Origin of the sequence: Aeromonas sp. QDB11, from assembly GCF_027705265.1 — a bacterium.
Lineage (GTDB): Bacteria > Pseudomonadota > Gammaproteobacteria > Enterobacterales > Aeromonadaceae > Aeromonas > Aeromonas allosaccharophila.
In genome coordinates, this window is the sequence record NZ_JAPDBM010000075.1 from 1 (window position 1) to 22,067 (window position 22,067).

Below are 22,067 nucleotides of genomic sequence, written 5' to 3' on the forward strand. Positions count from 1 at the left end.
GGGGCATGCAGTCGTGGCAAGCCCTCCGATGCCATATCGGCTCTTGAAGCTGGCTGAGGGTCATGGGTAATCAGGTATGTTGATATATCGATAAGCTTAAGTGGTAACCTTACTCCCTCACCAACGATAGACCATCCAAAAATAGAGACTGGATAACGAGCCTCCTTGCGGATATGATTCACTGTAATATATTCTGGCACATCAGTTGTTATAATAGCTGGCTCGGTTCCAACCTTATCAATCACTCCATCAAAATAAACGATGGAGCCAATTCCTTTCTCACATAAAACGGAGGCATGAACTTTGTATCCGGGGTGGCATATAGAAAGCATCTCATCCCGACTGGCTGATGGGAAAGAAAAGTACAGGCGGGGCTGTCTATCCATACCAACAAAAAAAGCAGAAAGTCTTTTTGTCGTTCCTGTAGGTTGTCTAATTTGTATTCCCGCCTTACTAGAAGGATTAAGGTGTAATAAGATATCAGACCCAATAATAATGTACCCAGAGTCCTTTATTTCCCTCAGTTTCTTTTTTACAGTTTTCACTGGCACCTCATATAAAGAAAAACATATTATTGCATGTGACATCAAAAAAAATATTCTTCAAATCATATTTCATATTCCAGGGCGAAGTTAATAACTATTTTTATCTGTATGCCACCACAGCCAGGATATGATACTCAGGATTCATACAATTCACATAGCTCAACCTGCAGTTTTTTCAGGATGAAATTTCCGACATAGCTACCGGCGACAGCAGCAAGGCGCTTTTGGACACCTTCTGTTACTCGGTCTTCTACGTATGTTTCCCATGCCGTTAGTGCCATGACCAGCCCCGCGCGCTTCAAGACTTCGGCGTTTGGTGGCGGAGGATTTGCGTTCATGGCGTCAAAGTGAGCAAGGAGTTCTTCGGCGTCTTTTATTCCGTGCTCGAATGCGGTTTTGGCAAGGGACATCTTGTAATCTCTGACAGTGATTAGATGGAAGGCGGTACTAATCCGTTAACAGAGCCTTCCATATAACTCCGCCCCATTTTCATCACCGCCAAGCAAAAATCAAAATTAAATCATAGCATTACCAGTCTACCTCTGACGCTCAAACGCATTCGTTTGCCCCCCTATATTTGCGCTATCACTACCACTGTATAAAAAAACAGCTGACAAGTCAGTCCACTGGGATAATCGCTGCCTCCTAACGTGGTCGCATGGCTCCCGAGTTGTGCCTAAGCTACCGCTCCTGAATTACAACCTTCAGTCTGCTGTTTTTTACCTAGGGCGTTTCTCCAGCCTGGCTCATGGGTGATTCAGGGGAGGCAGTTCCAAACGATTATCCTAGCGCTTCAGATAGATGACACAAAAGAGGGGAATTGTAGTTTTCTGAGCAAGATCAACAAACTAATCCGAATTAGAGGGTGATGGACAGCATCAACACGCGGGAAGCCCTCACTTTCCCTGCATGGCCTTTTTCAAAATCACCGCTCATCCGCTATCAATTGCTGGTCATCCTGATTTCCTGCTCTCCCATTCCCGTAAAAGCCCAATCCTCAAACATATATGAATCTCTGGATAACCCATGACCATTCCGGTCCGGGAACATCCAAGGAGAACATCCATGTCTGAACTTTCATTGTTCGATGCCATTGGCGAAGGCAAAAACGCGACTCAGGATTATCTGGATACCCTGTCGCGGGCACTGCTGCGCCATCATCAACTGGTCAAAGCTATCCGCATCCACGGTCGTTATGTACCGGAATCCTTACCAATGCCCGGTCTGCCGGTACTGGTTGCCATCTTCAGTCACACCAACATCTACACCTTGCACCAACTGCCCTCGACTCAGATAGGGCAGTTGGTGCTGTCAATTGCTCGCTTCTCCGGTCAGGCCACCCATGACCTGGACAACGGCATCTTTGAAGAGGTGTGGAAAATTGGGGACAGTAGCTTCACCACGGACAGTGCCGAGCAGGCCGTCTATTGGTTGCCATTACCGGAGCGCTGGATTGCTCTGGAGGGCACACAAGTGGCGCTGCACGATAAAGAGCATCCGGTGTTCAAGTTGCTCAACGTCACCACCCGGAACGCTGGTCCGGTCCTGGATATCTGCGATGGCGTGGTCAGCCTGGCGCTAGAGTCAGAGTGGGATGGGGAGTGGGCCGCATGACCGAGATCAACCGCTCCTCGCTACTCGCCAAGCTCAAGCACATCAAAGGCATGAAGCTGCTGGTTGAGCAGGCCATCTTGCTCTACCTGTTGATGGCCGACGAGCAGACGCCTGTGTGGGTCAAGACCATCGTGGTCAGCGCACTCGCCTATTTGCTCTGTCCGGTCGATGCCGTACCGGACTTTATCCCCGGCGTCGGGCTCACCGATGACTTGGGGGTCATCAGCGGTGCCATTGCCTCGTTAGGCAGTCATATCCATCAAGGTCATCGCAGCAAAGCGGCTGACTTCTTCAAGTAATCCCTTCAGAAGGAATTTCATCATGGCTAAAGCCACACAACCGGCAGCCTCGGCTGCTCCGGTCTGGACTGTTATTAAATCCTCCAAGGCCCCGAAGATAAGCGCTCGGGCCAGTGGTTTGCTGCACTACGAGGTGGGCAAGAACGATGAGGGTCGCTACGCCCTTCGCATTACCGCCAACGACACGGGCGGCCTGTTCAGCAAGCACTGGTTATCGCTCGATGACATCCTGGCACTGCTGGATATCCTCAAGGATGCGCCATTCAAATCGGTGGCGCTCAAGGCGCTGTTTGTTCGAGGCAGTGCCAATAACCACGGTTTCCTCGCCGCCATCCTGCGGGCTGAAAAGTTACTGGTCGCCGCCGAGCCCAACTCGCCGTTCCACCGGGTCGGTCTCTCTCTGTGCGACTGGTCAACTCAGCTGGATGAACCGGCCAATATGGATAAACAGGCTCGCAAGGGAAAAGCCAAGGGGCAGAAGGACCAAGATGACATGACCGATGAGATAACCATCGAGAAAGGCAATGAGCCCCCGTTTTTGGAAACAGCCAACGACCAGACCGGTTTGTCAGACAAGATGGATGAGACCGGGGCCGAAACGGGATCCGAGACCGACGACGAGGTAGCCGGACAGGAGACCCAACAATGAGCAACCGTGACATAGCACTGAACTGGCAGGGACTCCCCCTGCCGGTTTCATCCCAGCTCGCCGTATGTCTAACCGATCTGCTGAACACGCACCATCCCACATGGTCACAAGCCCGTGCTGTCACGATGAACTTTCGTGATCCGGGTTATGGCCCGGAAACCGGCGGCTTTCATCCGGTGGAAATCCGTCTGCAACGGCAAGGAAATCTATGGTCCTTGGTCTATATCACGGACTTTTCCTATGTCGGCATGGGTGACTATGCCGAATTGGCCAAGGAGGTCGATTTTGACTTCTCAAGCCAGGAAGGGCTGGTTGCCTATGCGCATGTGATGCCGTTGTCTGAGCTGAGTGAGTTCTATGAATTATGGGAGGGCAATTTCCTCACCTATCTGTCGCTGGGTGTCTATGCGATCACGGTAGCCACTGAATAATTCCCCCCCCCCCTTACTTACGCAAATTTCACGGGGTTACGGGGTTGGCGTCGATTAACCCAGTCTCTCCAAGGGAAAAACGCGCCCCGTTTCCGCCCATTCGTGCGGGGCGGGCACGGGGCTCGCCGTGAATGTGTGGGGCAACCCGACCTCTTCATTCACTCCCCCATTATTTCCGCAAATTTCGCGGGGTTACGGGGTTGAGATGGAAAAGCCCAATCACTCAAAGGGAAAACCCAGCCCCGTTTTCCCCCGTTCGTGCGGGGCGGACACGGGGCACGGTGGGATTTTTACGGGATCGGACCGGGTAGCGACCGGGGCGGCCATCTGCTCACTCACCTTTCCCGCGTTGTCATCGTGCCGGGCCAGCCAGGCCAAGGCGCGATGAGCAACGACCACTTCAACCGCCAAGCCAGAGACGGGGATTAAACCTCCTTTCCACTGTGAAGGGAGCCTATGCCCTGTTGCACCAGCTCACATGTTGAGGAGCGAACCATGAACGAAACACCTACCCGATTTAAATTTACCAATCGGCGAATTGCCGATCTCCCCCCTAACCCAGATGACGCTCGCAGTACCGAAGCGGAGTATTCAGATACCGACGTGACCGGTCTGCGCTGTCTGGTTGGCAAAGGGGAGGGCCGCCGCAAGTTCCTGCTGCGTTATCAGATACACGGGCGCAAGCGGGCCATTGCCCTGGGGCACTATCCCGCGTTGGATGTCAGTGCGGCTCGCAAGCTGGCACTCGACTACAAACGCAAGATCGCCGAAGGCGTTGACCCGCAACAGGCCAAGGAGGACAAGCGCAACCAGAAGACCCTGAGCAATTTGTTTCAGGAAGACTATCTGCCCTATCTGCAATCGCGAAATCGCAGTTGGAAGACGGACGAACATCGCTTCCGTAATCACCTACGGCCAATCTTCGGCAATCTGATCCCGGAAGAGATCACCGTTACCCGCATCCAGAACATGCAACAGATGTTGCTCAAGCGCCTCACCCCGGCCACCTGTAATCGCGTCTTGGCATTGCTCAAGGCCATCATGACCTGGGCGGCCCGTGCTGGGCTGATCAAGGACAATCCCGCAGCCCTGGTGTCATTGCTGAGAGAGAACAATCGGCGGGAACGCTACTTCACCCCAGATGAAATCCGTCGCCTGTTTCGGGCTGCTGATCAGCATGAAAGTTTCTATACCGGTCAGTACGTCAAGATGTTGCTGCTCACCGGCTTGCGCCGGGCCGAGCTGGCAAGGGCCAAATGGCAGCACTACAACAAGGAGGACAAGACCCTATACATTCCCCACACCAAGAACGGCCATAGCCGTGTGTTGCACCTGAACCATATGGCGGTGGAGCTGTTGAACTACTTACCGGTGACAGAGGGAAATCCCTACCTGTTTCCCGGCAAGAGGCAAGGGCAGCCATTGCAAAATCCCACCAAGGGTTTTCAGCGGATGCTGGCGCGGGCCGGTATAGATAAGGAGGGCGTGTGCCTGCACACCTGCCGTCATTCGGTAGCCGCGCTGATTGTCTCCAACGGCGGCACCCTGTTTGATGTGCAATCCCAACTAGGCCACCGGAGCAGTCAGACATCACTGCGTTATGCACACCTGCATAACACTCGGATGCAGCAGACCAGCCAGAAAATAGCCAACTGCATCCATGATGCGCTGACCAGTTCAGTACCATCCAAGCCGCTGCCGCTTCCCGAAGAGGGCGAGTGGGTTCAGGCCAGTTAACAACAACCGGTATCTCGCCTAGGTGTGAGATACCGGTTGTTGTCACTTGCGGACATCAGATGCCGTAATTTGGTTAAAAGAAGAACAAACCTACTTGTTTGGAGCTTTCTTAATATATTCCGCCACTCCCATCATGGCGGCCCCAGCCAATGCCCCCAAACCAATGAGTGACATTTTTGATATCAGCGAGCTACTGGTCAGCCATTCTTCCTGACGTTCCTTTATTTCTGACTCTGATGGCAACTCGTAAACGACCTTAAAGCCCTGCTCCTCAAGACTTTTAACCCTGTCTTCAACGACTTTTAATAACTGCCAAAGCTCAAAGTGAAATGCTTTAGAAGCCTTTGCTAGATTTTCCAATGTACATGCCCGGCCAAGCTCCATTCGTCCCCATGTTGACTGGGTCAATCCAGCCACATTGGCGGCCATCAGTTGGCTTACGTTCCTCCTCTCCCTTTCTTCTGAAAGAACAGCACCAACTACAGCTGCATAGCTTACTTTTTTCTCTTCCATTCGATGCGTCACACTCTAAGTTTATGAAGTAAAAGGTTTTATACGAAATCTCGACTCACATACTACCCATGATTGGACTGCATTGTCAAAAAAAGCGTAACAACCCACTTTACGGGTTGCAACTCACTTGCTAGTATCTCTTCGTGAGCTAGCGGACAAGACGCGATGCCCAAAAACAGCAGGTTCAAATCAAGCAACTTCTGGTGTGACTTTCGCCTCACTCAACATTAGGCAGTGAGCACGCAGCGCATCCAACAGGGAGATATCGTATGGAAAAAATCTTGGCTAAATGTGAGCACGCAGACCTTGAGTACCTGTCCGGCGTGTTGGATAGCTATGTATCTTTTACTGATGATGCTGCCCGCAAAGAATTACTTCAAAAAAGTCATCACGCGTCTTCAGCCAAAACGGAACTGTGCGCACTAATGGACAAACAGATCAGGTATTACGGATCTTCTGATGTCGCTTATGCAGTTCGCTCAGTGTTTTCATCGAGTCGTGATGGTGGAATCTCATCCCTTGAGTTGATTGAGGATGTCTGCGAAAAGCTCAAAGTCAGAGTCAAACGCGGGGGCTCAGTGGAAAGCCGATTGGAACGGTTAGTGTCTGCTGTTGTTGAGACAGAACTGCTATCAAAAACACCAACTGAACTTGCCGATGCGTTCAAGAAAATGGGTGTAGGTAATGAAGACGCTAATTTAATAAAGGAGCATCTCGCCAAAAACGGTAAGGTGGCCATTCTCCCCTTTATCATCCAGATCCTTGGCCCCAAGGTTGCTCTCGGCCTAATAGAGACCATTATCATTAGCTTAATTACCCAGATCGTCGGGCGTGAAGCCGCCAAAGCTTTGGTCAAGGAAGTCAGTAAGCGAAACCCGATGCTAAATGCGCTCGGCCCTGTGATGTGGGTCCTGTCTGGAGCCTGGCTTATTTATGACTTACAAGGTCCAGCTTTCAGAAAGACGGTCCCGATCTGCCTCTATTTGGGAGTGGTTGCCTTACGGGATGGAGCTGAAGACGCACTTGCAGCGGCATAGTTCTGGAGTCAGCCCCTCCTCAGTTATCAAGGTGAGCAGCAACCCGGTATCTCCCTCAGCGGTGAGATACCGCTATCGCAGTTAAGCGGCTCAATAGCATCAACTCAGCCCCATCTCTGGGCAAGCCGCAACAACCTCACCGAACCGGCCTTCCTGGCCAGCTCAACCGCTTCTCGCCGGTTGATAACAAAACCCCTCCACTGATGACAAAAGCCCATCGCCGATGATGGGTTTTGCGAAAAACTGCCTGCCAGCCAATTCGTCACGCCGTGTCGCGGCCTGTTTGGATAATCCGCGACACGGTTATTCCCCTTCTGTGATGGTATGCACGAACACGACAAGATTGCGCAGCGCCTCGGTATGCTCCTCACCCGCCTGTACAGCGGTGAGAAGCTACACCTGAGTGATCTGGCCACCGAGTACAACGTCACCGTGCGCACCCTGCAGCGGGATTTCAATCAACGCCTCAGCTATCTACCGATAGAGCACCGCAGCCAGCAGTACTGGCTGGATCCTGGGTTCCTCAATCACAAGAACGACGGAAAAGTGCGAAAACTGGCCGACCAGTTGGGTATCACCGACCTATTCCCCCGCGCCAGTGAACATCGTCTGGGTCAGCTGCTGGACAGAGACACCCCAAGCCTCTTCGCCATCAAGGGATTCGATGCCCAGTCCACCGACTCACTGAGTCACCAGCTACCGGTATTAGAGCAGGCAATGACCCAGCATCTGCAATGCTGGCTCATCACCAAAGACCAGCGCAAGCAACTGTTTAGCCCCTATCAGCTTGTCAACTACAAGGGCACCTGGCACTTGGTCGGCGTCAGCGAGGGGAGGTTGCAAGCCTATCCGTTGAGCTCCATCGCGCTGGTTGAGCTATCGCAACAGACCTTTACCCGCGATGCGCTTATTCAGCGGCAAATCGATACCGATCCGACGCTCTGGCGCTCCGGCATGATCGAGGTGCTCCTCAAGGCCAGTGCCGCCATCGCCATCAACTTTCAGCACCGCCCGTTGCTGCCCGAGCAGGAGATTGTCAAAACCTTGGATGACGGTGCGCTGTTATTGAGCAGTCGTGTGCTCGATGCCAATCAAATTCTGCCCGTCATCAAATCCTGGATGCCGGGACTGACGGTGATCTCGCCCGGTTTTATCCATGAGCAAATCGTCCGTGATTTACGCCATTTATTGACCCTGATGAGTCAGGCTCCGCCCTGACCCATTTGTGACAAAGATCCCAGTTTATACATCTGGCGACAGCGCCTGACATGCCACGACACCACCTGTCGCCGCTGTTCTGCATTGTCGTCAACCATCAAGCAGTAGCAATCCAAGGAGTAATACATGAGTAAAATGATCCAGATGAAAGAGTCCACGGCAAAGCGCGAGGTGAAGCAGGAATACGGCCTGACCGAAACCGATGGTCAGACGTTCTGGGATCGGGTTAACCGGGTGATCGGTGAATCCCGAGAGGAAATTGATGAAGGGGACCGCGTTCCCGCTGGATATGAAGTATATTAATCCAGCGAAATAAACTAACTCCTGTTTTATGAAGATGGATTTCTGAGCGATATCTGCCACGAAAGCTCGGAAGTGAAGAGGTCAGGGCCAGTCGGTTCTGGCCTCTTTTTTAACCGTTTGACAATACCTGCTGATGCAGGAGGACTGCTTGGGATCTCGTCACTGAACTGCACCGGTATCTCCCCCCACGGTGAGACACCCGTATCGCGGTTTAGCGACCCAATGAGCTGCTTTGGCCTCACGGCTCTCCAAACCTCCGCAACAAGATCATCCTGGCCTTCTCGGCCTGCTGAAACACTCCTCCCCCTTTTGCCTGCTGCATCGGTCAACCACCCCATGATTGACAAGTATTCGCAGCCCTGAGTAACCGTGTAGAGACCACGGTAATTTGCCACCGGATCCCACAAAGCAAGGGGGCCAGTTCGCACTGGCCCCCCTTCATCTTTTAGAATTTTTCGACATCTGCCGGTATCTCTGACATGTCTGGTGAGGACTCAACCATCACACCCCCCGTCTCGCTCGTCGCGCGGCGGGTGAAACTCGGAGCGGAGGATGGAGACTCTCGGGATGCCCCCTCGTAACCATCTATCTCTTCGATACCACCGGTAAAGCCCATCACCTTGTCGTGATCCAGCGCATAGTAATTACCAGCTCTATACTTGGTATCCCGGCTGGTGTTGCGCAACCGGATGTATTTTTTATCTGGCCCAGGCCGCAGATAACCATGCTTCTCAAGCCATTCAATCACCTGTTTGCCATATTGCGGAACCAACTCATCGAACCATGACAAACGCACCAAGAAATTAGGACCTTGAGTGAACCCCATGTGTTTACTCTCTTTCACCGAGTCAATGTCTGGAAACATCTGGCGGTTTCGGATTAGGGTATTGAGGAGTCCATGCGCGGCCAGAGATACATCATCAGGCTTCTCCCTTAATGAGGATGCCCATCGATTAGCCCCTTCGACTACTGCATCCAAAACCTCACTCTCAGTGAAGGGCAACACACCCAGCTCGATACCATACAAGCCGGTAGCCAGCGTCATGGCAAAGAAATCCAGACCTCTACGAATAAGCGGTGACTCGGTAGCACCATTGACCAAAGACTCCAAACGCCCGGCGCACTCATTAACCCGATCACGAGTCAACTGCTGCAACACCTCAAAGGAAGTGGCCTCCGGCAAGTTCAACAGCCCTTGCGCCAGAGCCGGGAGCGCTGTGCCGTAGTAAGTCCCACAAGCCGCCTTGAGTTGGTCAATCCGGGCTTTGGCTTGGGCCAGTGTTTCACCCGGCAGCCTGGCATCATCCTGCAGGATCTCGATATTAAGCATCCGGACACGAGCGCCTGAGTTTACAGAGTCACGTAATTTGCGCAAAAAATCATCAGAGCTCATCTCGCCCGTCGAGAAAATGCAGAGCGCCGCTGTGTTTTTGGCTTCAATCAGAAGGCTATCTTTGTCACAACGCCCTTTGCTCTGCCCGTTTGTCATCGCATACATGAGCGAGCTGAAATTCCTCCCGGTGAATGAACCCAACTCGTCAAGTACCAACCCCATCCCATGGTGCATTTCAATGAGTGATATCAATGCATTGAAAGTATTGTGCCATTTTCTAATAGCAGACGTGCCATCCTCACTAGGGTCGGTAGCCCGTCCTACTGTACTCTGAGCCAGCATCGCTAGAGTCGTCTTCCCCACGGAGCTCAGGCCATAAACATGAACGATCGTTGAGGGCTTTTGTAGCAGGTTTATCAACACATTGGTCAGCATCGCCAATATCGAAAACACCATTATCGGGAACTGCCGTACTGGCTCCGCGACACTCCGCCTCCAGGCTTCCAGTGAATCCCTTGAGCTCAGTTGCCCAAGCTGCTTGCGAAGTCGATATCGGTACCGCTTTGCTGAGTGACCATCTTCGCGGCTCAGGGTAGCTTCATGAGTCACATAGACCCGTTTTTCAGGCACAAAACCTGCCTGTTCCACTAAGCAAATGGACTTTATCAGCTCCATCTTTGCACAGCCAAGCATAAAGCGTATCAGTTGGTTCTCTGTTCCTTGGTAGTAAGAGAGTCGGTAAGAGCTCAGCGTTGTCTTGACTTTTTTCAGGTCGTTATGAATGTCCTTCAGAGATAACTGGAAGGTAACTACACTGCCATCAGGAGCAAGGCAAGCCAGCTCCACGGCTTCAAGCCGACCGTCTTTGTCCAGGTATGTGGCTATTGGCAATGTGACCCCCGCAAAGACCTCGGAGGGGGGTTTACCAGCCATGAACATGACTTTGCCATCAGGAGTGATCTTGAAATTTTCAGGGATAAATGGTGAGCCCTGCCACTCTGTCAGCTCCTTGATGCAGTGAGGCGACAAGGAGCCATCCCGCAAAACTAGACACTCATCTGGCTCTTTACCCTTATTGAGGGCTTGCCCCTCGTCAGAAGCATAAAAGGCGGCATGCATATGCCTAACACGGAATGCCTCCAGCTCTTGAGCTACCTGCGCTCTTGTACAGTAATCATCATGAGGTTGCTCATCATGCGTTGCCGACACCAGTAATGGCTGCGATCTAGGGGCGACCGTAGGGATCGATTCTGGCGCGGATGCTTCCTGATCCGAGTCAGGTACCGAGTCTGTCGGCGGTACAACCTGATTAGCAATATCGAGGGAACCTAGTGAGCCCCTTCTTTGATGCGTCCTATCAGTAATGAAACGATTCAGTTTACCGTTATTATCTTTTTTGGAACGATGCATAATCATTAATGGGGGAGTCTCCCTCCCCCATCTCCTAAAGTTTGTTAGCAGGTGAGGTTGGGCAGGTCCCATACGGTGTGAAGTACGTCGACGGCCTTGACCAGCGTCTTATCGTGGTGCCTAGCGTACCTTTCAGTCATCCGAGGAGAGCTGTGGCCTAGGACTTTCTGCAATACATCGAGCGAACAGCCCTTGTTCAGCAGTGAGGTCGCGACTGAATGCCTCGCATCATGTATGCGTACCCCCGATAATCCGCAATCATTACAGACGTGGTACCAGTAACGGCGGGGCTCCGATATCGGAGAGACACCATCTTGGCCTCGAAAAAGCAGGCCGGTCGTGCCATGGCGCTGGCGCTGAAGTTGAACCAATTCAAGGGCGAACTGATTAAGCGGTATAAGCCTTTCTCGGCCAGACTTACTCGTCGGTAGAAAAGCGATCTGAGTGGTGAGGTTACAATCCTGCAGCTTTAGAGCTCTGGCCTCTCCCATCCGGGAGCCCGTTGCGAACAGGAACAGCAACAGACGAGCCTTTTCCTCGTCAATGTCTTCCATCAAGCGAGCGACCAGCTTATTGACTGCCTCATCGGGTAAGCCTTTGGGAGGCAGGACAGGCTCGTATTTGGCGGGGATATCTGCTGCGGGAGACGATTTGAGTATGCCGCGCTCCACTGCGAAGGTCGCAATAGCCTTGATCTGCGCTAGGTAGCGATTCACCGTAGCAACAGATTTGGTTTTTGCTTGCTCCGCTTGAAAGCGCTCGATGTCATCACGGTTGACACGGTTCAGTGGCTTGTGCCCTAAGGCTGCCACGATTGGCTTTATACGGGACTTTATAGTCCTGATAGAACGATGAGTTTCCTGCACTGCGGGTAGGTAATCATCATAAATGAAGCGCTCTACCGATAAACTAGCGCGATAGGCTTGCTTGAATCCCTCAGGATCTGTGATGAGCTCCGCCATCAGTTTACGTGCTTTATCGCGTATCACTTTGAGGCTAGCCTCACTGGTGCTCGCGATCTTAAACCGATAACGCTGATTGTTTCTGTGCACATTGAAGTAGCCGACCCTGGCACCAGATGTATATGTGACCCATGCGAGCCAAGGGACGTACTCGTCTTTTACCTCTTTTTGTTTGGAGACGTATTCTCCACACGACTCCTGCCTGCTTTTAGCAGTTGGCGTTGACACTTCGCTGCTCACAACTACCTCTCTAACCATAACCGCCGGATGGCGGTGCTTGCAGAAATTTTGCATACCCCCCCTCAAATCACAACAGCACCAAACGCAGTCATATTATTGATATTTAATGAATTTGTTTGTAGTTGAGGACCCTAAAGGCAGCCATATGAAGGCGATTCGGAGGCGAACATCAGATCGCCTTCTGGAGAGCGACTTTGTGCTTCTAACGACAAATGCTCCTTATCTTCAGGGGGATCTGTGTACGCCCACAAAGCAAAGATCGTCATTTGAGGCTCAAAAAGAGGTGTAATCGAGATTGAATTTTTGTGATTTTCGTCACAATAAATTTGAGTTCCCCCGCCGAAACACCATCACTTCTCTTCTTCACAGGGACGCTGAGGAGCCGACGACCGGAGGTACAGAGGCAGCGACACAGCAAACCCTGTCTGGTCAATTTCTGGTAACTTTTCAGCGCACAAAAAACATGCAGGTTAGTTCATCAGTTTTTTGCCAAAAAATGGGCTCACTTGTTGGAAGCTCGGGATGGATGAGAGAGCGAAAAGGTAATTCTATAAAGGGAAAAAACCTCGATAGAAGCACCTGCCGACAACCGGATCCCGGTGTGGAGTCAGGGGCTCCTTGCACATTATCTCGCCACTTGGTTCACCCTATGCAAAAACATGCCAGAAACTGGGCCTGCAAGGTTGACACCCCAGTCCAGAAAGGGTTTAATGCGCGCCGTTGCCCAGATAGCTCAGTCGGTAGAGCAGGGGATTGAAAATCCCCGTGTCGGCGGTTCGATTCCGTCTCTGGGCACCATAATTCCTCCTTAGTTCAGTCGGTAGAACGGCGGACTGTTAATCCGTATGTCACTGGTTCAAGTCCAGTAGGAGGAGCCAAATTCGAAAAGCCCGCTCAATCGAGCGGGCTTTTTCATTTCTAGTTGCTGTTGCATGCGGCCAAAAAGAGCGTCGCGCCACAGGTGGCACTGAACAGCAGCATTCCGGTCTGCAACATGCTGCCAGGGCATGGTTTCTTCTCTCTTTTTCTGGCCCTGATCCACTTCGGTTTCATCACATTCCCTTATCCATTTTGTCGGCCTGAGTGGCTGCACTCCTGTGCAGGCGAGCCATCTTTGTTGAATGGCTCCATGGCGTCAATCTCCCCCGCAAAACAATTAATTCAGCACCGTTGAAGAGCGGCTTGTCTGGTGATGTTTCGACCTTTAAGCCATTGTTAACATTTTGGAAAACCGGAGTGACCCTGTGGCTGGGCGAGGATATGATGGGGTCAATGATGTTCCCATCCTGACGGAGAGATCCCAGATGAACAGCCCCTTGAGCTATGTACTGGACGGCATTCATTGCGAGCCGCACTTTTTTACCGTTCCCCTCGATCATGATGAGCCGGATGGTGACAGCATTACCCTGTTTGCCCGCACCCTCTGCCGCAAAGACAAACTCGATGACACGCTCCCCTGGCTGCTCTTTTTGCAGGGCGGTCCCGGTTTCGGGGCGCCGCGCCCGACGGCCAATAGTGGTTGGCTCAAGCGGGCGTTGCAGGAGTTCAGAGTGCTGCTGCTGGATCAGCGTGGCACCGGGATGTCGAGCCCCATCCATGGGCATATTCTGGCCAAAATGACACCGACCGAGCAGGCGGAGTATCTCAGCCATTTTCGCGCCGACAGCATAGTGCAAGATGCCGAGTTCATCCGGCTGGAGCTCAGTCCCAAGCATCGCTGGAGCCTGCTGGGGCAAAGCTTTGGTGGTTTTTGCTGCCTGACTTATCTCTCGCTCTTCCCCGATAGCCTGCGGGAGGTCTATATCACCGGCGGCATCGCGCCGATTGGCCGCAGCGCCGAGGAGGTTTACCGTGCTACCTATCAGCGGGTGGCCGACAAGAACCGTGCTTTCTTCGCCCGCTTCCCCCACGCTCAGGGGATTGCCAACCGGCTGGCCAACCATCTGCACCAGCACGATGTGCGGCTGCCCAACGGCCAGCGCCTGACGGTGGAGCAGTTCCAGCAGCAAGGGCTGGATCTCGGCGCTACGGGGGCTTTCGAGGAGCTTTATTACCTGCTGGAGGAGGCCTTTATCGGTGACAAGCTGAGCCCGGCCTTTCTCTATCAGGTGCAGAGCATGCAGCCATTCAATAGCAACCCGCTGTTTGCCATTCTGCACGAGGCTATCTACGCCGAAGGGGAGGCGATTCGCTGGGCGGCGGATCGGGTCAGAGGGGAGTTTCCTGCGGTGAACTGGGCACCCGGCAAGGATTTCGCCTTCACCGGCGAGATGGTTTACCCCTGGATGTTCGAGCAGTACCGCGAGTTGCTGCCCCTGAAAGAGGCGGCCCATCTGCTGGCAAACAAGGCGGACTGGGGGGCGCTCTATGACCCGGCCCAGCTGGCCCGCAACCAGGTGCCGGTAGCATGCGCCGTTTATGCCGAGGATATGTATGTGGAGTTTGACTACAGTCGCGAAACTCTGCGTGGTCTTGGCAACAGTCGCGCCTGGATCACCAATGAGTATGAGCACAACGGTTTGCGTGCCGATGGTGAAGCGATCCTTGATCGTCTGATCGCGTTGAATCGCGACCGTTAATTGCCGTTATCGGCAACCATCGCGGGAGCCCGGACTCCCGCGATGGTTGTGATGGATGGTTGTTATGAAAGCGTGAAACCCTGTACCTTGACCCGCGTCAGCCTGACGATGAGTGGCTGACAGGCTGATTAATTCACCCGCTTCCACAGTCTCTGCCGATCCCTCACCATGTACTTGCCAAACGACTCTGTATTGAGTGGCGGTCAAACCGATTGACCAGCCCGTGCTCGTTACCATTAGAAAGTCGCTCTGATGCTCTGTATCCCGCATATCAGATATGCCATCCCTGCATGTACCGTGATCGCGGGGAGGGGATGGTCGTGCTTTTCAATCAAGATAAGGATGTATGATGAGAAAGTCTCTGTTGGCCTGCTCCCTGTTGCTGTGCCCTGCCGTGTTTGCTGCCACCCCTCATTGGGAATATAGCGGTGAGGCGGGGCCTGCTCACTGGGCCAAGCTGACCCCGGAGTTTGGTCAGTGTGCGGGCAGCAACCAGTCGCCGGTCGATCTGAACGGGTTGGTTGAGGCCAAGCTGGCACCATTGGCGCTCCACTATCAGGCAGGTGGCAAGACCGTGGTCAACAACGGTCACACCGTGCAGGTCGGTTATGCCCCGGGCAGCACCTTGCAACTCGATGGCACCACGTTTGAGCTCAAGCAATTCCACTTCCACGCCCCGAGTGAAAACCTTATCGAGGGCAAATCCTATCCGCTGGAAGGGCATCTGGTGCACGTCAGTGACAAGGGCGAGATCGCCGTGGTAGCGGTGATGTTCGAAGCTGGCAAGGCCAATCCGGCGCTGGCGGCAGCCTGGAGTGCATTACCTGCCAAGGTGGGGGAGATTCACACCCTCAAGGCGCCGGTCGCTGCGGAGCAACTGCTGCCCGAGAATCGTGACTACTATCGCTTCAGCGGCTCTCTCACCACGCCTCCCTGCTCGGAAGGGGTGCGCTGGCTAGTGATGAAGCAGCCGGTCGAGGTCAGTCAGGCCCAGATAGACGCCTTCAAGGCGGTGATGCACCACCCCAACAACCGGCCGGTGCAACCCCTCAATGGGCGCGTGGTACTGCAATAACACAGTGCTGCAGATTGCAGAAACAACAAGAGGGCCGTCAGGCCCTCTTTTACATGGCGAGGTATCGGCGTGCGATCACAGACTGGCGGCGATGCGGGCGCCGAGCGCCGCGTTGTTCAGTACCAGCTGGATGTTGGCCGCCAGCGAGTTGCCGCCGGTCAGCTCGCAGACGCGGGCCAGCAGGAAGGGGGTTGACGCCTTGCCCTTGATCCCCTGCTCATCCGCTTCACGCAGCGCTTGGGCAATGGCTGCGTCGATATCGGCTTTCGGCATGGCGTGTGCGGTCGGGATGGGATTGGCCACCACGGCGCCGCCCGCCAGTCCCAGCTCCCACTTGAGGCGCAGCGCCTCGGCGATGGCCGCCGGGGTATCGAGGCGATAATCGACCTTGAAGCCGCTCTCGCGGGTGTAGAAGGCGGGCAGCTCGCCTGTTTGATAGCCAATCACTGGCACCCCTTGCGTCTCCAGATACTCCAGGGTCAGCCCGATATCGAGGATCGACTTGGCGCCGGCGCAGACTACGGCCACCGGCGTCTGGGCCAGCTCCTGCAGGTCGGCCGAGATATCGAAGGTCTCCTGTGCGCCGCGATGTACCCCGCCGATACCACCGGTGGCAAAGACCCGGATCCCCGCCATGGCGGCGATGATCATGGTGGAGGCGACCGTGGTGGCGCCCATCCCCTTGCGCGCCAGTACGAACGGAATGTCGCGGCGGCTGCACTTGGTTACGTCGTGACCAGCCCGGCCGAGCGCTTCCAGCGCACCCGCATCGAGACCCACCTTGAGGCGGCCGTCGAGGATGGCGATGGTGGCAGGGATGGCGCCGTTATCGCGCACTACCTGCTCCACCTGACGGGCCGTCTCCACGTTCTGCGGATAGGGCATGCCATGGGAGATGATGGTGGATTCGAGGGCGACGACCGGTTTGCCTGCGGCCAGCGCGGCAGCCACTTCCGGTTGGATATCGAGGTAAGCGTTCAGCATGAGTACTCCTCCAGTATGCGGTCAACGGCGGTCTTGCTCAGACCGGAAAAAACGGTATCGGAACAATTGACGGTGAGGGCGGCGCAGCCCAGGGCAAAGCGGGTGGTCTGGGCAATGTCGAGCTGTTGCAGCCAGGCGTGGGCGAGTCCGGCCATAAAGGCATCCCCGCCGCCAGTCACATTGAGCACCGGACTGCCCAGCACCGGCAGGTGGCCCTGCTGCTCGCCATCGCTGTAGAAGATCCCCTGCTCACCTAGGCTGAGGAACAGCCGCTTGACCCCGGCACGGTGGAACCAGGCGGCTACCATGGGCCAGGTTTCGGGCCCGGCGATGGTCATGCCGCACAGCTGCTCTGCTTCGCTGCGATTGGGCTTGAGGGTGTGGATCTTGCCGAGCCAGGGGCGGATCTTCTCCACCTTGGCCACCGAAACGGTATCGACAAAGATGGCGTGCTCCCCCTGTCGCTCGAACAGCCAGTCGAGGGTGTGGATGGCCAGGTTGGTGTCGAGTACCCAGAGCCGGGCACCGCCGAGAAAGCCGCCGAGCGGGGTCAGGCGGGCAGGGGTGAGCTGCTCGATAATGGCCATGTCGTTGATGGCGCAGCTCATTTCGCCGCTGCCGTCATGCAGGCTGAGGTAGCAGGAGGTGGTGTGGCCATCGAGCACCAGGGTCTGGCGCACATCGACACCGGCCCGCTGGCTCACCTCCAATAGATGGTGGCCATACTGATCGTTGCCGACCGCGGTCAGCAGCCGGGTATCGCTGCCGAGCCGCGCCAGATTCTCGGCGATATTGCGGCCGACACCGCCCGCCGAGGTGCGCACCTTGCCCGGGTTGGAGTCGCCGAGCAGCAGGTTGTCGTGGCTGGTGCCGCAAATATCCATATTGGCACCGCCGATCACCACCACGTAGGGGCCCTCACGCAGTACATAACCTCTGCCTTGCACATATCCCTGCCGGATCAGGCTGGAGATGTGGCTGGCCAGCGCGGAGCGGCTGATGCCAAGGCGATCGGCCAGATCCTGCTGGGCAATCATGGGATCCTGACGCAGCAGGGCGAGGATCTCTTGTTCACGCTCAGTCATAGACAAACATCCATTTACAAACGTTTGTCTATTATTTCAGATAAACGTTTGCCAGCTATCGGTTTGTACAAAATCTGTCGGGTTGCGCACAAAAAATCTACATCCGTGATGGAGCGACGAGTCGTTGAGCCTGGCGAGGTACTTTTAACGGGTCGGTGACCCCGCCGCGGCTTATAATGGCCGCCGCAAGAGGAGGAGAGATGATGAAAAAGAGTGCATTCTGCTGCGTGGGGCTGGTCAATCCCAAATCCCCGGAAAATGTCGGCTCCGTGATGCGGGCTGCGGGCTGCTACGGGGTGGACGAGGTCTACTACACCGGCAACCGCTTCGAGCTGGCGCGCCGCTTTGCCACCGATACCAAGCAGATGGTGGAGAAGATCCCGCTGCTCGGGGTGGATGACTTGATGGCGTTTATCCCGCAGGGATGCGTGCCCGTGGTGGTCGATCTGATCGACGGCGCCACGCCGCTCCCCGACTATGTCCACCCGGAGCGCGCCTTTTATATCTTCGGGCCGGAGGATGGCACGCTCGATCCCGCGCTCTACGGGGCGGTGAAAGATGTGGTCTATGTGCCGACTCAAGGCTGCATGAATCTGGCCGCTTCGGTCAATGTGATCCTCTATGATCGCTTGGCGAAGAGGATGAGGGGGGGGTAATTAGCTCAGGGCTATCATTCAGGTGTCGGGTTGGCGGCGGCTTTCTGTTCCAGTTCCCTGATAAACCCTTGGTAGTAGTCATAGAGCTGATAGTGCTTATAGATGTCAGCCAGAGTCCCGCTACGGATCAACTCAACCATCCCCTTATCCCAGAGTTGTAACATCCGGTTGCCCTGGGGTGTGTCGGCAAAGATGGGGTAGGTCGGGATCCAGCGCAGGAAGGCGCGATGCAGGTTGGGGGGAATGTCGTCATTTGCATAGAGCACGCCGGCAGTCAGGTAATAGCGATAGCGCTCTTTGCCGAGCAGTTGCAGAGCCATCTCATCGCTATCGATTTCATGCCACTGCATGGTGACTGCAATGTATTTGTCGAATGCCCAGCCCCGTCGCCATACCACAGATTGTCCCTGCAGGCTTTTTTCTCCCTGCCACTTGGACTGCCATTTTTTGAGCATGAACACGGTCAGGTCATCCGCTGATGCGGGATAGCGCGGTTGTCGGACACCGGTGACTTCATCGCGGTATACCCCCATCGCCATATCGCCTCCTTTTTTGGCAATCACAGCGAGAGCTCGTTTATAGGGTACGATATGGGGGGTTACCTGATAACCGTGGGGTTGGTAGATGGCGCGAACCAGATCGAGATAAATGCCTTTGCCATCTTGTTGGCAAAAGCCGGGCCAGTCATCGCAATAAACCTCAATAGAATCTGCCCGGCAATTAACCACCGTGCACAAACAACAGAGTAACAGACAGATGCGTAACATGGTCAGCGCTGGTCTCGTTGGGGCAAAGGGAAAACGGATACCCTACTTTATACCATGGCATTGATCGTGACAGGACGTAGAAAAATTCTCGCATCTCCATTTTGCGACAGGGTCGAGGGTTATTTTCGGTCGGGTTGTTATGATCATGAAAAGATTCAATAGTGCCCCAATCAGGAGAGGAGACTGCATTATGCCATCGATCAAAACGCTGCTCTGTCCGGTCGATTTTTCCCAAATGTCCCGTGCGGTACTCGACTATGCCGTATTCATGGCGCAGAGCCATCAGGCCCAGCTCAAGCTGATCCACGTGGTCGATCAACTGCACGGTTTTGACAGCTACAAAATCCTGCATATGACGGCGGTCGAGATCACCCACGAGATGGAGCGTCAGGCCAAAGCCCAGCTCAAAGAGCTGGTGGCGACGCTGCCGATCCCTGCCACCTTTGATATTCGCTTTGGCCGCGCTGCCGACGAGATCGTGATTCAAGCCAAGGATGATGAGGTGGAGCTGATCGTAATGGGCAGTCACGGCCGCTCCGGCATCAGCCATCTGCTGGTAGGCAGTGTCGCGGAATCCGTGGTGCGTCATGCACCCTGCCCGGTACTGGTGGTGCGCCAATAACGCGCCCCGTTTAGCGTGAAAAGCGTAACAAACAAGGCCAGCGATTGCTGGCCTTGCGTTTTCTGCTGCCGTGCACGCTAGCCGTGGGCGTAGATGACGCTGCCCCCCTTGATGGTATCTATGATGGCCCTGGCCTGCTCCTTGGGCAGGGCCGGGCAACCCCAGCTGCGGCCCAGCTTGTCATATTTGCGCAGATGGGTCGGGCTGGCATAGGTGGCGCCATGCACCACGATGGCGCGTTTGCGGGCATTACTGTTCTTGCCGGGGCTGAGCCCGTCCAGCCGCAGGGAGTAGCCATGCTTACCCAGATAGGTTTCTGCGGTGCGATAGACACCGAGGGAGCTTTGCCGGGAGTTGAGCTGGTTGGAAAAGCGTTCTGCGGCCAGCTCACCCGAGTTGCGGCCATGGCTGACCCAGGTGTGATAGAGCAGCTTGTGGCGTTTCATGTCGATGACAAACAGTCTGCGCTGGGTAGAGGGCTTGCTGTAATCGATGATGGTGAGAATGGCTTTGCGCTTGTGGCGCACGGTTTGATAACTGTTGAGGGCTTGGCGAAAGGTCTGTTTGTCCAGCTTGCCTGCCAGACCCAGCTGGCGATAGAGGCTCTGATCCCAGCTGGCATCTGCGGTGCTGCTCCAGATGAGCGATATCAACAGCAGTGGCAACAGCAGCCACCCGCGTTGCCAGCCTGTGTTCCGGTCTGCTTGTCCCATCCTTGCATCTCTCCTTTGGCATTCCCTGCAACAGAGCTGATATCGCCCTCAATCTGCTCGATAGTTATATGCAAGGTGCTGAAAAGGCGCAATAAAAAAACCGGCCGCAGAGCGGCCGGAAGTAATTCAAACAGTAGACATTGGTATCACAGGGTATAACTGACTTCCAATTACTTAGAAGTTGTACTGCAGGGCCACACCAACTACGTCGTCAGTGTTCTGACCCAAGGCGCTGGTAGAGTTACCAACAGAGTCCAGCAGGTTCAGCTTGTAATCAACGTAAGCGTTGAAGTTGTCAGTGAAGTAGTACCAGGCACCGATGGATACATATTCGGTCAGGGTGTCATCGAAGCTGACATTGGTGTCATTCTTCACATCGGTGCGCAGGTAGGCCAAAGAAGGCTTGAATTGCGGGGTCACTTTGTACTGAACCACGGCTTCGTAACCATCGCTCTTCTCAGCATAGCCGTTCTTGACGAAGATGTGATCTTCACTGTGAGCATAGGTAGCAGCCATATAGAGGTTGCCAGAAGCATATTTGGCACCAAAGCCCATCAGCTTGGCATCCTGGTCGCCACCAAAGGCGGCATAGCGAGCTTGCTCGTCGGTCTTGCCAGCCTGGTTGTAGGCAGCAGACAGACCCAGACCCATATCGAAGTCATAGGAGGCAGCTACGGCAAAACCTTCTTTGGAACCTTTCTTGTTCCAAGTGGTGCCATTGGTGGTGAAGTTGGAGCGATCAGCATTCTGCGGATCGTTGTTGCCGGTGAACTGGGCACCCAGGGTCAGACCGTTGTAGGTGTACAGGTACTGGGCCAGACCGTTGGTACGGCCGGTACCGAATACTTCGGTGCCTTTGCCCAGGCCGTCACCGCCCCACTCGGGCAGTACGTCAGTGTAGTCGTTCACGATGCGGAACAGACCATCCTGACGACCGTAGCTGAATGCGCCGAAACGGTCGTGCTTGATGCCTGCGTAAGCGTAACGCAGTTCGTCGTTGTCAGAACCGGAGGTCGGCAGGTTGTACTCGGCAAAACCGAATGCCTTCATCTCGGGAGCAATCTTGGTCTCGCCGCGCATGTTTACACGGAAGTAGCTCTGGTCACCTTCGGAACCGTTGTCATCAGTGCCGTAGTACATACCCTGAGCGCGGCCACCGATATCCAGCTTGGTATCGTTCTGGTTGTAAACGGTAGCGGCATGAGCGCCGCTCGCCAGCTGGCTAATAACATCATGTCGATCAGCCAATAACATCATGCCGATCACCATTTTTCTACCCGCAGGAACTGCGTCTT

22 protein-coding genes and 2 tRNA genes are annotated in these 22,067 nt (G+C 54.5%); 14 read left to right on the forward strand and 10 right to left on the reverse strand.

Annotated elements, in window-relative coordinates; all coding sequences use genetic code 11:
* Positions 1 to 545 (reverse strand): hypothetical protein (locus OKC40_RS19175; RefSeq protein ID WP_270796634.1); only part of this gene is annotated, 545 nt, incomplete at its 3' end.
* Positions 546 to 679: 134 nt separating this feature from the next.
* Entirely contained in the window at positions 680 to 955 is a 276-nt protein-coding gene (locus OKC40_RS19180; protein ID WP_223954878.1) for a HEPN domain-containing protein, read from the reverse strand.
* A gap of 655 nt (positions 956 to 1,610) precedes the next feature.
* Here OKC40_RS19180 and OKC40_RS19185 point away from each other — a divergent pair.
* The 5 genes from OKC40_RS19185 (at position 1,611) to OKC40_RS19205 (ending at position 5,275) form a co-directional block, all read left to right on the forward strand.
* Positions 1,611 to 2,159, forward strand: a complete 549-nt coding sequence (locus tag OKC40_RS19185; protein WP_270796636.1) for a hypothetical protein — start codon at positions 1,611 to 1,613, stop codon at positions 2,157 to 2,159.
* Positions 2,156 to 2,458 (forward strand): YkvA family protein, encoded by a 303-nt coding sequence (locus OKC40_RS19190; protein ID WP_005348352.1) that lies wholly within the window; start codon positions 2,156 to 2,158, stop codon positions 2,456 to 2,458. Before OKC40_RS19185 ends, OKC40_RS19190 begins: the two co-directional genes overlap by 4 nt.
* Positions 2,459 to 2,480: 22 nt before the next feature.
* A complete protein-coding gene (locus tag OKC40_RS19195) occupies positions 2,481 to 3,107 on the forward strand; it encodes a hypothetical protein (RefSeq protein ID WP_049049184.1) in 627 nt (208 codons plus the stop codon).
* Positions 3,104 to 3,538 carry a DUF2787 family protein gene (locus OKC40_RS19200; RefSeq protein WP_049049182.1) on the forward strand — a complete coding sequence of 145 codons (435 nt, stop codon included), beginning with the start codon at positions 3,104 to 3,106 and terminating at the stop codon, positions 3,536 to 3,538. The genes OKC40_RS19195 and OKC40_RS19200 overlap by 4 nt, the downstream gene beginning before the upstream one ends.
* A 495-nt stretch (positions 3,539 to 4,033) precedes the next feature.
* Positions 4,034 to 5,275 carry a tyrosine-type recombinase/integrase gene (locus OKC40_RS19205; protein ID WP_042658473.1) on the forward strand — a complete coding sequence of 414 codons (1,242 nt, stop codon included), beginning with the start codon at positions 4,034 to 4,036 and terminating at the stop codon, positions 5,273 to 5,275.
* A 90-nt stretch (positions 5,276 to 5,365) separates the two neighbouring features.
* On the opposite strand, the gene OKC40_RS19210 is transcribed toward OKC40_RS19205, so the two are convergent.
* A complete protein-coding gene (locus OKC40_RS19210) occupies positions 5,366 to 5,788 on the reverse strand; it encodes a helix-turn-helix domain-containing protein (protein WP_124244789.1) in 423 nt (140 codons plus the stop codon).
* A 269-nt stretch (positions 5,789 to 6,057) separates the two neighbouring features.
* Here OKC40_RS19210 and OKC40_RS19215 point away from each other — a divergent pair, with 269 nt between their 5' ends.
* The 3 genes from OKC40_RS19215 to OKC40_RS19225 all read left to right on the forward strand — a co-directional run bounded on the left by OKC40_RS19215 (position 6,058) and on the right by OKC40_RS19225 (position 8,346).
* Positions 6,058 to 6,825, forward strand: coding sequence for a hypothetical protein (locus tag OKC40_RS19215; protein WP_049049176.1), 768 nt, complete (start codon positions 6,058 to 6,060; stop codon positions 6,823 to 6,825).
* 324 nt (positions 6,826 to 7,149) lie between these two features.
* Positions 7,150 to 8,043, forward strand: a complete 894-nt coding sequence (locus OKC40_RS19220; protein WP_049049173.1) for a helix-turn-helix transcriptional regulator — start codon at positions 7,150 to 7,152, stop codon at positions 8,041 to 8,043.
* A 126-nt stretch (positions 8,044 to 8,169) separates the two neighbouring features.
* A complete protein-coding gene (locus OKC40_RS19225; RefSeq protein ID WP_005348328.1) occupies positions 8,170 to 8,346 on the forward strand; it encodes a hypothetical protein in 177 nt (58 codons plus the stop codon).
* Positions 8,347 to 8,791: 445 nt separating this feature from the next.
* Here OKC40_RS19225 and OKC40_RS19230 read toward each other — a convergent pair whose 3' ends face one another.
* Together OKC40_RS19230 and OKC40_RS19235 are read right to left on the reverse strand one after the other, a co-directional pair.
* Entirely contained in the window at positions 8,792 to 11,095 is a 2,304-nt protein-coding gene (locus OKC40_RS19230; RefSeq protein WP_175429519.1) for a DUF927 domain-containing protein, read from the reverse strand.
* A gap of 38 nt (positions 11,096 to 11,133) precedes the next feature.
* Positions 11,134 to 12,291, reverse strand: coding sequence for a tyrosine-type recombinase/integrase (locus OKC40_RS19235; protein WP_175429520.1), 1,158 nt, complete (start codon positions 12,289 to 12,291; stop codon positions 11,134 to 11,136).
* 722 nt (positions 12,292 to 13,013) lie between these two features.
* On the opposite strand from OKC40_RS19235, the gene OKC40_RS19240 reads away from it, so the two are divergent.
* The 4 genes from OKC40_RS19240 to OKC40_RS19255 all read left to right on the forward strand — a co-directional run bounded on the left by OKC40_RS19240 (position 13,014) and on the right by OKC40_RS19255 (position 15,945).
* Positions 13,014 to 13,089: transfer RNA gene (locus tag OKC40_RS19240), tRNA-Phe, on the forward strand.
* A gap of 4 nt (positions 13,090 to 13,093) precedes the next feature.
* A tRNA-Asn gene (locus tag OKC40_RS19245) sits at positions 13,094 to 13,169 on the forward strand.
* Between the two features lie 426 nt (positions 13,170 to 13,595).
* Positions 13,596 to 14,870: an alpha/beta fold hydrolase gene (locus tag OKC40_RS19250; RefSeq protein ID WP_182938133.1), complete on the forward strand. Its 1,275-nt coding sequence runs from the start codon at positions 13,596 to 13,598 to the stop codon at positions 14,868 to 14,870.
* A gap of 349 nt (positions 14,871 to 15,219) precedes the next feature.
* Entirely contained in the window at positions 15,220 to 15,945 is a 726-nt protein-coding gene (locus OKC40_RS19255) for a carbonic anhydrase (protein WP_182939787.1), read from the forward strand.
* A 75-nt stretch (positions 15,946 to 16,020) separates the two neighbouring features.
* Here OKC40_RS19255 and OKC40_RS19260 read toward each other — a convergent pair whose 3' ends face one another.
* On the reverse strand, positions 16,021 to 16,929 hold the full coding sequence (locus OKC40_RS19260) for a pseudouridine-5'-phosphate glycosidase (protein WP_182932891.1): 909 nt from the start codon (positions 16,927 to 16,929) through the stop codon (positions 16,021 to 16,023).
* Complete coding sequence (locus tag OKC40_RS19265) at positions 16,923 to 18,014, reverse strand: PfkB family carbohydrate kinase (protein ID WP_182938132.1); 1,092 nt, start codon at positions 18,012 to 18,014, stop codon at positions 16,923 to 16,925. Before OKC40_RS19265 ends, OKC40_RS19260 begins: the two co-directional genes overlap by 7 nt.
* Positions 18,015 to 18,217: 203 nt before the next feature.
* Between OKC40_RS19265 and OKC40_RS19270 the strand changes: the two genes are divergently transcribed.
* Positions 18,218 to 18,670, forward strand: a complete 453-nt coding sequence (locus tag OKC40_RS19270; protein WP_182939786.1) for an RNA methyltransferase — start codon at positions 18,218 to 18,220, stop codon at positions 18,668 to 18,670.
* 14 nt (positions 18,671 to 18,684) lie between these two features.
* Here the strand turns inward: OKC40_RS19270 and OKC40_RS19275 are convergent, their stop codons facing one another.
* Positions 18,685 to 19,437 carry a substrate-binding periplasmic protein gene (locus OKC40_RS19275; protein WP_182938131.1) on the reverse strand — a complete coding sequence of 251 codons (753 nt, stop codon included), beginning with the start codon at positions 19,435 to 19,437 and terminating at the stop codon, positions 18,685 to 18,687.
* 190 nt (positions 19,438 to 19,627) lie between these two features.
* On the opposite strand from OKC40_RS19275, the gene OKC40_RS19280 reads away from it, so the two are divergent.
* The gene (locus OKC40_RS19280; RefSeq protein ID WP_042060878.1) at positions 19,628 to 20,059 is read left to right on the forward strand and encodes a universal stress protein; all 432 of its coding nucleotides are present in this window, start codon (positions 19,628 to 19,630) and stop codon (positions 20,057 to 20,059) included.
* Between the two features lie 77 nt (positions 20,060 to 20,136).
* Here the strand turns inward: OKC40_RS19280 and OKC40_RS19285 are convergent, their stop codons facing one another.
* Positions 20,137 to 20,772: a murein L,D-transpeptidase catalytic domain family protein gene (locus OKC40_RS19285; protein WP_201947583.1), complete on the reverse strand. Its 636-nt coding sequence runs from the start codon at positions 20,770 to 20,772 to the stop codon at positions 20,137 to 20,139.
* A 174-nt stretch (positions 20,773 to 20,946) separates the two neighbouring features.
* On the reverse strand, positions 20,947 to 22,029 hold the full coding sequence (locus tag OKC40_RS19290) for a porin (protein WP_270796641.1): 1,083 nt from the start codon (positions 22,027 to 22,029) through the stop codon (positions 20,947 to 20,949).
* Positions 22,030 to 22,067: the final 38 nt, after the last annotated feature.

Bases quoted from the DNA above. Each gene is read 5' to 3' on its own strand.
- OKC40_RS19220 (WP_049049173.1), top strand. From the start codon at position 7,150: ATGCACGAACACGACAAGATTGCGCAGCGCCTCGGTATGCTCCTCACC.
- OKC40_RS19270 (WP_182939786.1), top strand. From the start codon at position 18,218: ATGAAAAAGAGTGCATTCTGCTGCGTGGGGCTGGTCAATCCCAAATCC.
- OKC40_RS19280 (WP_042060878.1), top strand. From the start codon at position 19,628: ATGCCATCGATCAAAACGCTGCTCTGTCCGGTCGATTTTTCCCAAATG.
- OKC40_RS19275 (WP_182938131.1), bottom strand. From the start codon at position 19,437: ATGTTACGCATCTGTCTGTTACTCTGTTGTTTGTGCACGGTGGTTAAT.
- OKC40_RS19185 (WP_270796636.1), top strand. From the start codon at position 1,611: ATGTCTGAACTTTCATTGTTCGATGCCATTGGCGAAGGCAAAAACGCG.
- OKC40_RS19210 (WP_124244789.1), bottom strand. From the start codon at position 5,788: ATGGAAGAGAAAAAAGTAAGCTATGCAGCTGTAGTTGGTGCTGTTCTT.
- OKC40_RS19260 (WP_182932891.1), bottom strand. From the start codon at position 16,929: ATGCTGAACGCTTACCTCGATATCCAACCGGAAGTGGCTGCCGCGCTG.
- OKC40_RS19225 (WP_005348328.1), top strand. From the start codon at position 8,170: ATGAGTAAAATGATCCAGATGAAAGAGTCCACGGCAAAGCGCGAGGTG.
- OKC40_RS19290 (WP_270796641.1), bottom strand. From the start codon at position 22,029: ATGATGTTATTGGCTGATCGACATGATGTTATTAGCCAGCTGGCGAGC.
- OKC40_RS19180 (WP_223954878.1), bottom strand. From the start codon at position 955: ATGTCCCTTGCCAAAACCGCATTCGAGCACGGAATAAAAGACGCCGAA.
- OKC40_RS19215 (WP_049049176.1), top strand. From the start codon at position 6,058: ATGGAAAAAATCTTGGCTAAATGTGAGCACGCAGACCTTGAGTACCTG.
- OKC40_RS19205 (WP_042658473.1), top strand. From the start codon at position 4,034: ATGAACGAAACACCTACCCGATTTAAATTTACCAATCGGCGAATTGCC.
- OKC40_RS19255 (WP_182939787.1), top strand. From the start codon at position 15,220: ATGAGAAAGTCTCTGTTGGCCTGCTCCCTGTTGCTGTGCCCTGCCGTG.
- OKC40_RS19250 (WP_182938133.1), top strand. From the start codon at position 13,596: ATGAACAGCCCCTTGAGCTATGTACTGGACGGCATTCATTGCGAGCCG.
- OKC40_RS19190 (WP_005348352.1), top strand. From the start codon at position 2,156: ATGACCGAGATCAACCGCTCCTCGCTACTCGCCAAGCTCAAGCACATC.
- OKC40_RS19195 (WP_049049184.1), top strand. From the start codon at position 2,481: ATGGCTAAAGCCACACAACCGGCAGCCTCGGCTGCTCCGGTCTGGACT.
- OKC40_RS19230 (WP_175429519.1), bottom strand. From the start codon at position 11,095: ATGATTATGCATCGTTCCAAAAAAGATAATAACGGTAAACTGAATCGT.
- OKC40_RS19265 (WP_182938132.1), bottom strand. From the start codon at position 18,014: ATGACTGAGCGTGAACAAGAGATCCTCGCCCTGCTGCGTCAGGATCCC.
- OKC40_RS19200 (WP_049049182.1), top strand. From the start codon at position 3,104: ATGAGCAACCGTGACATAGCACTGAACTGGCAGGGACTCCCCCTGCCG.
- OKC40_RS19285 (WP_201947583.1), bottom strand. From the start codon at position 20,772: ATGGGACAAGCAGACCGGAACACAGGCTGGCAACGCGGGTGGCTGCTG.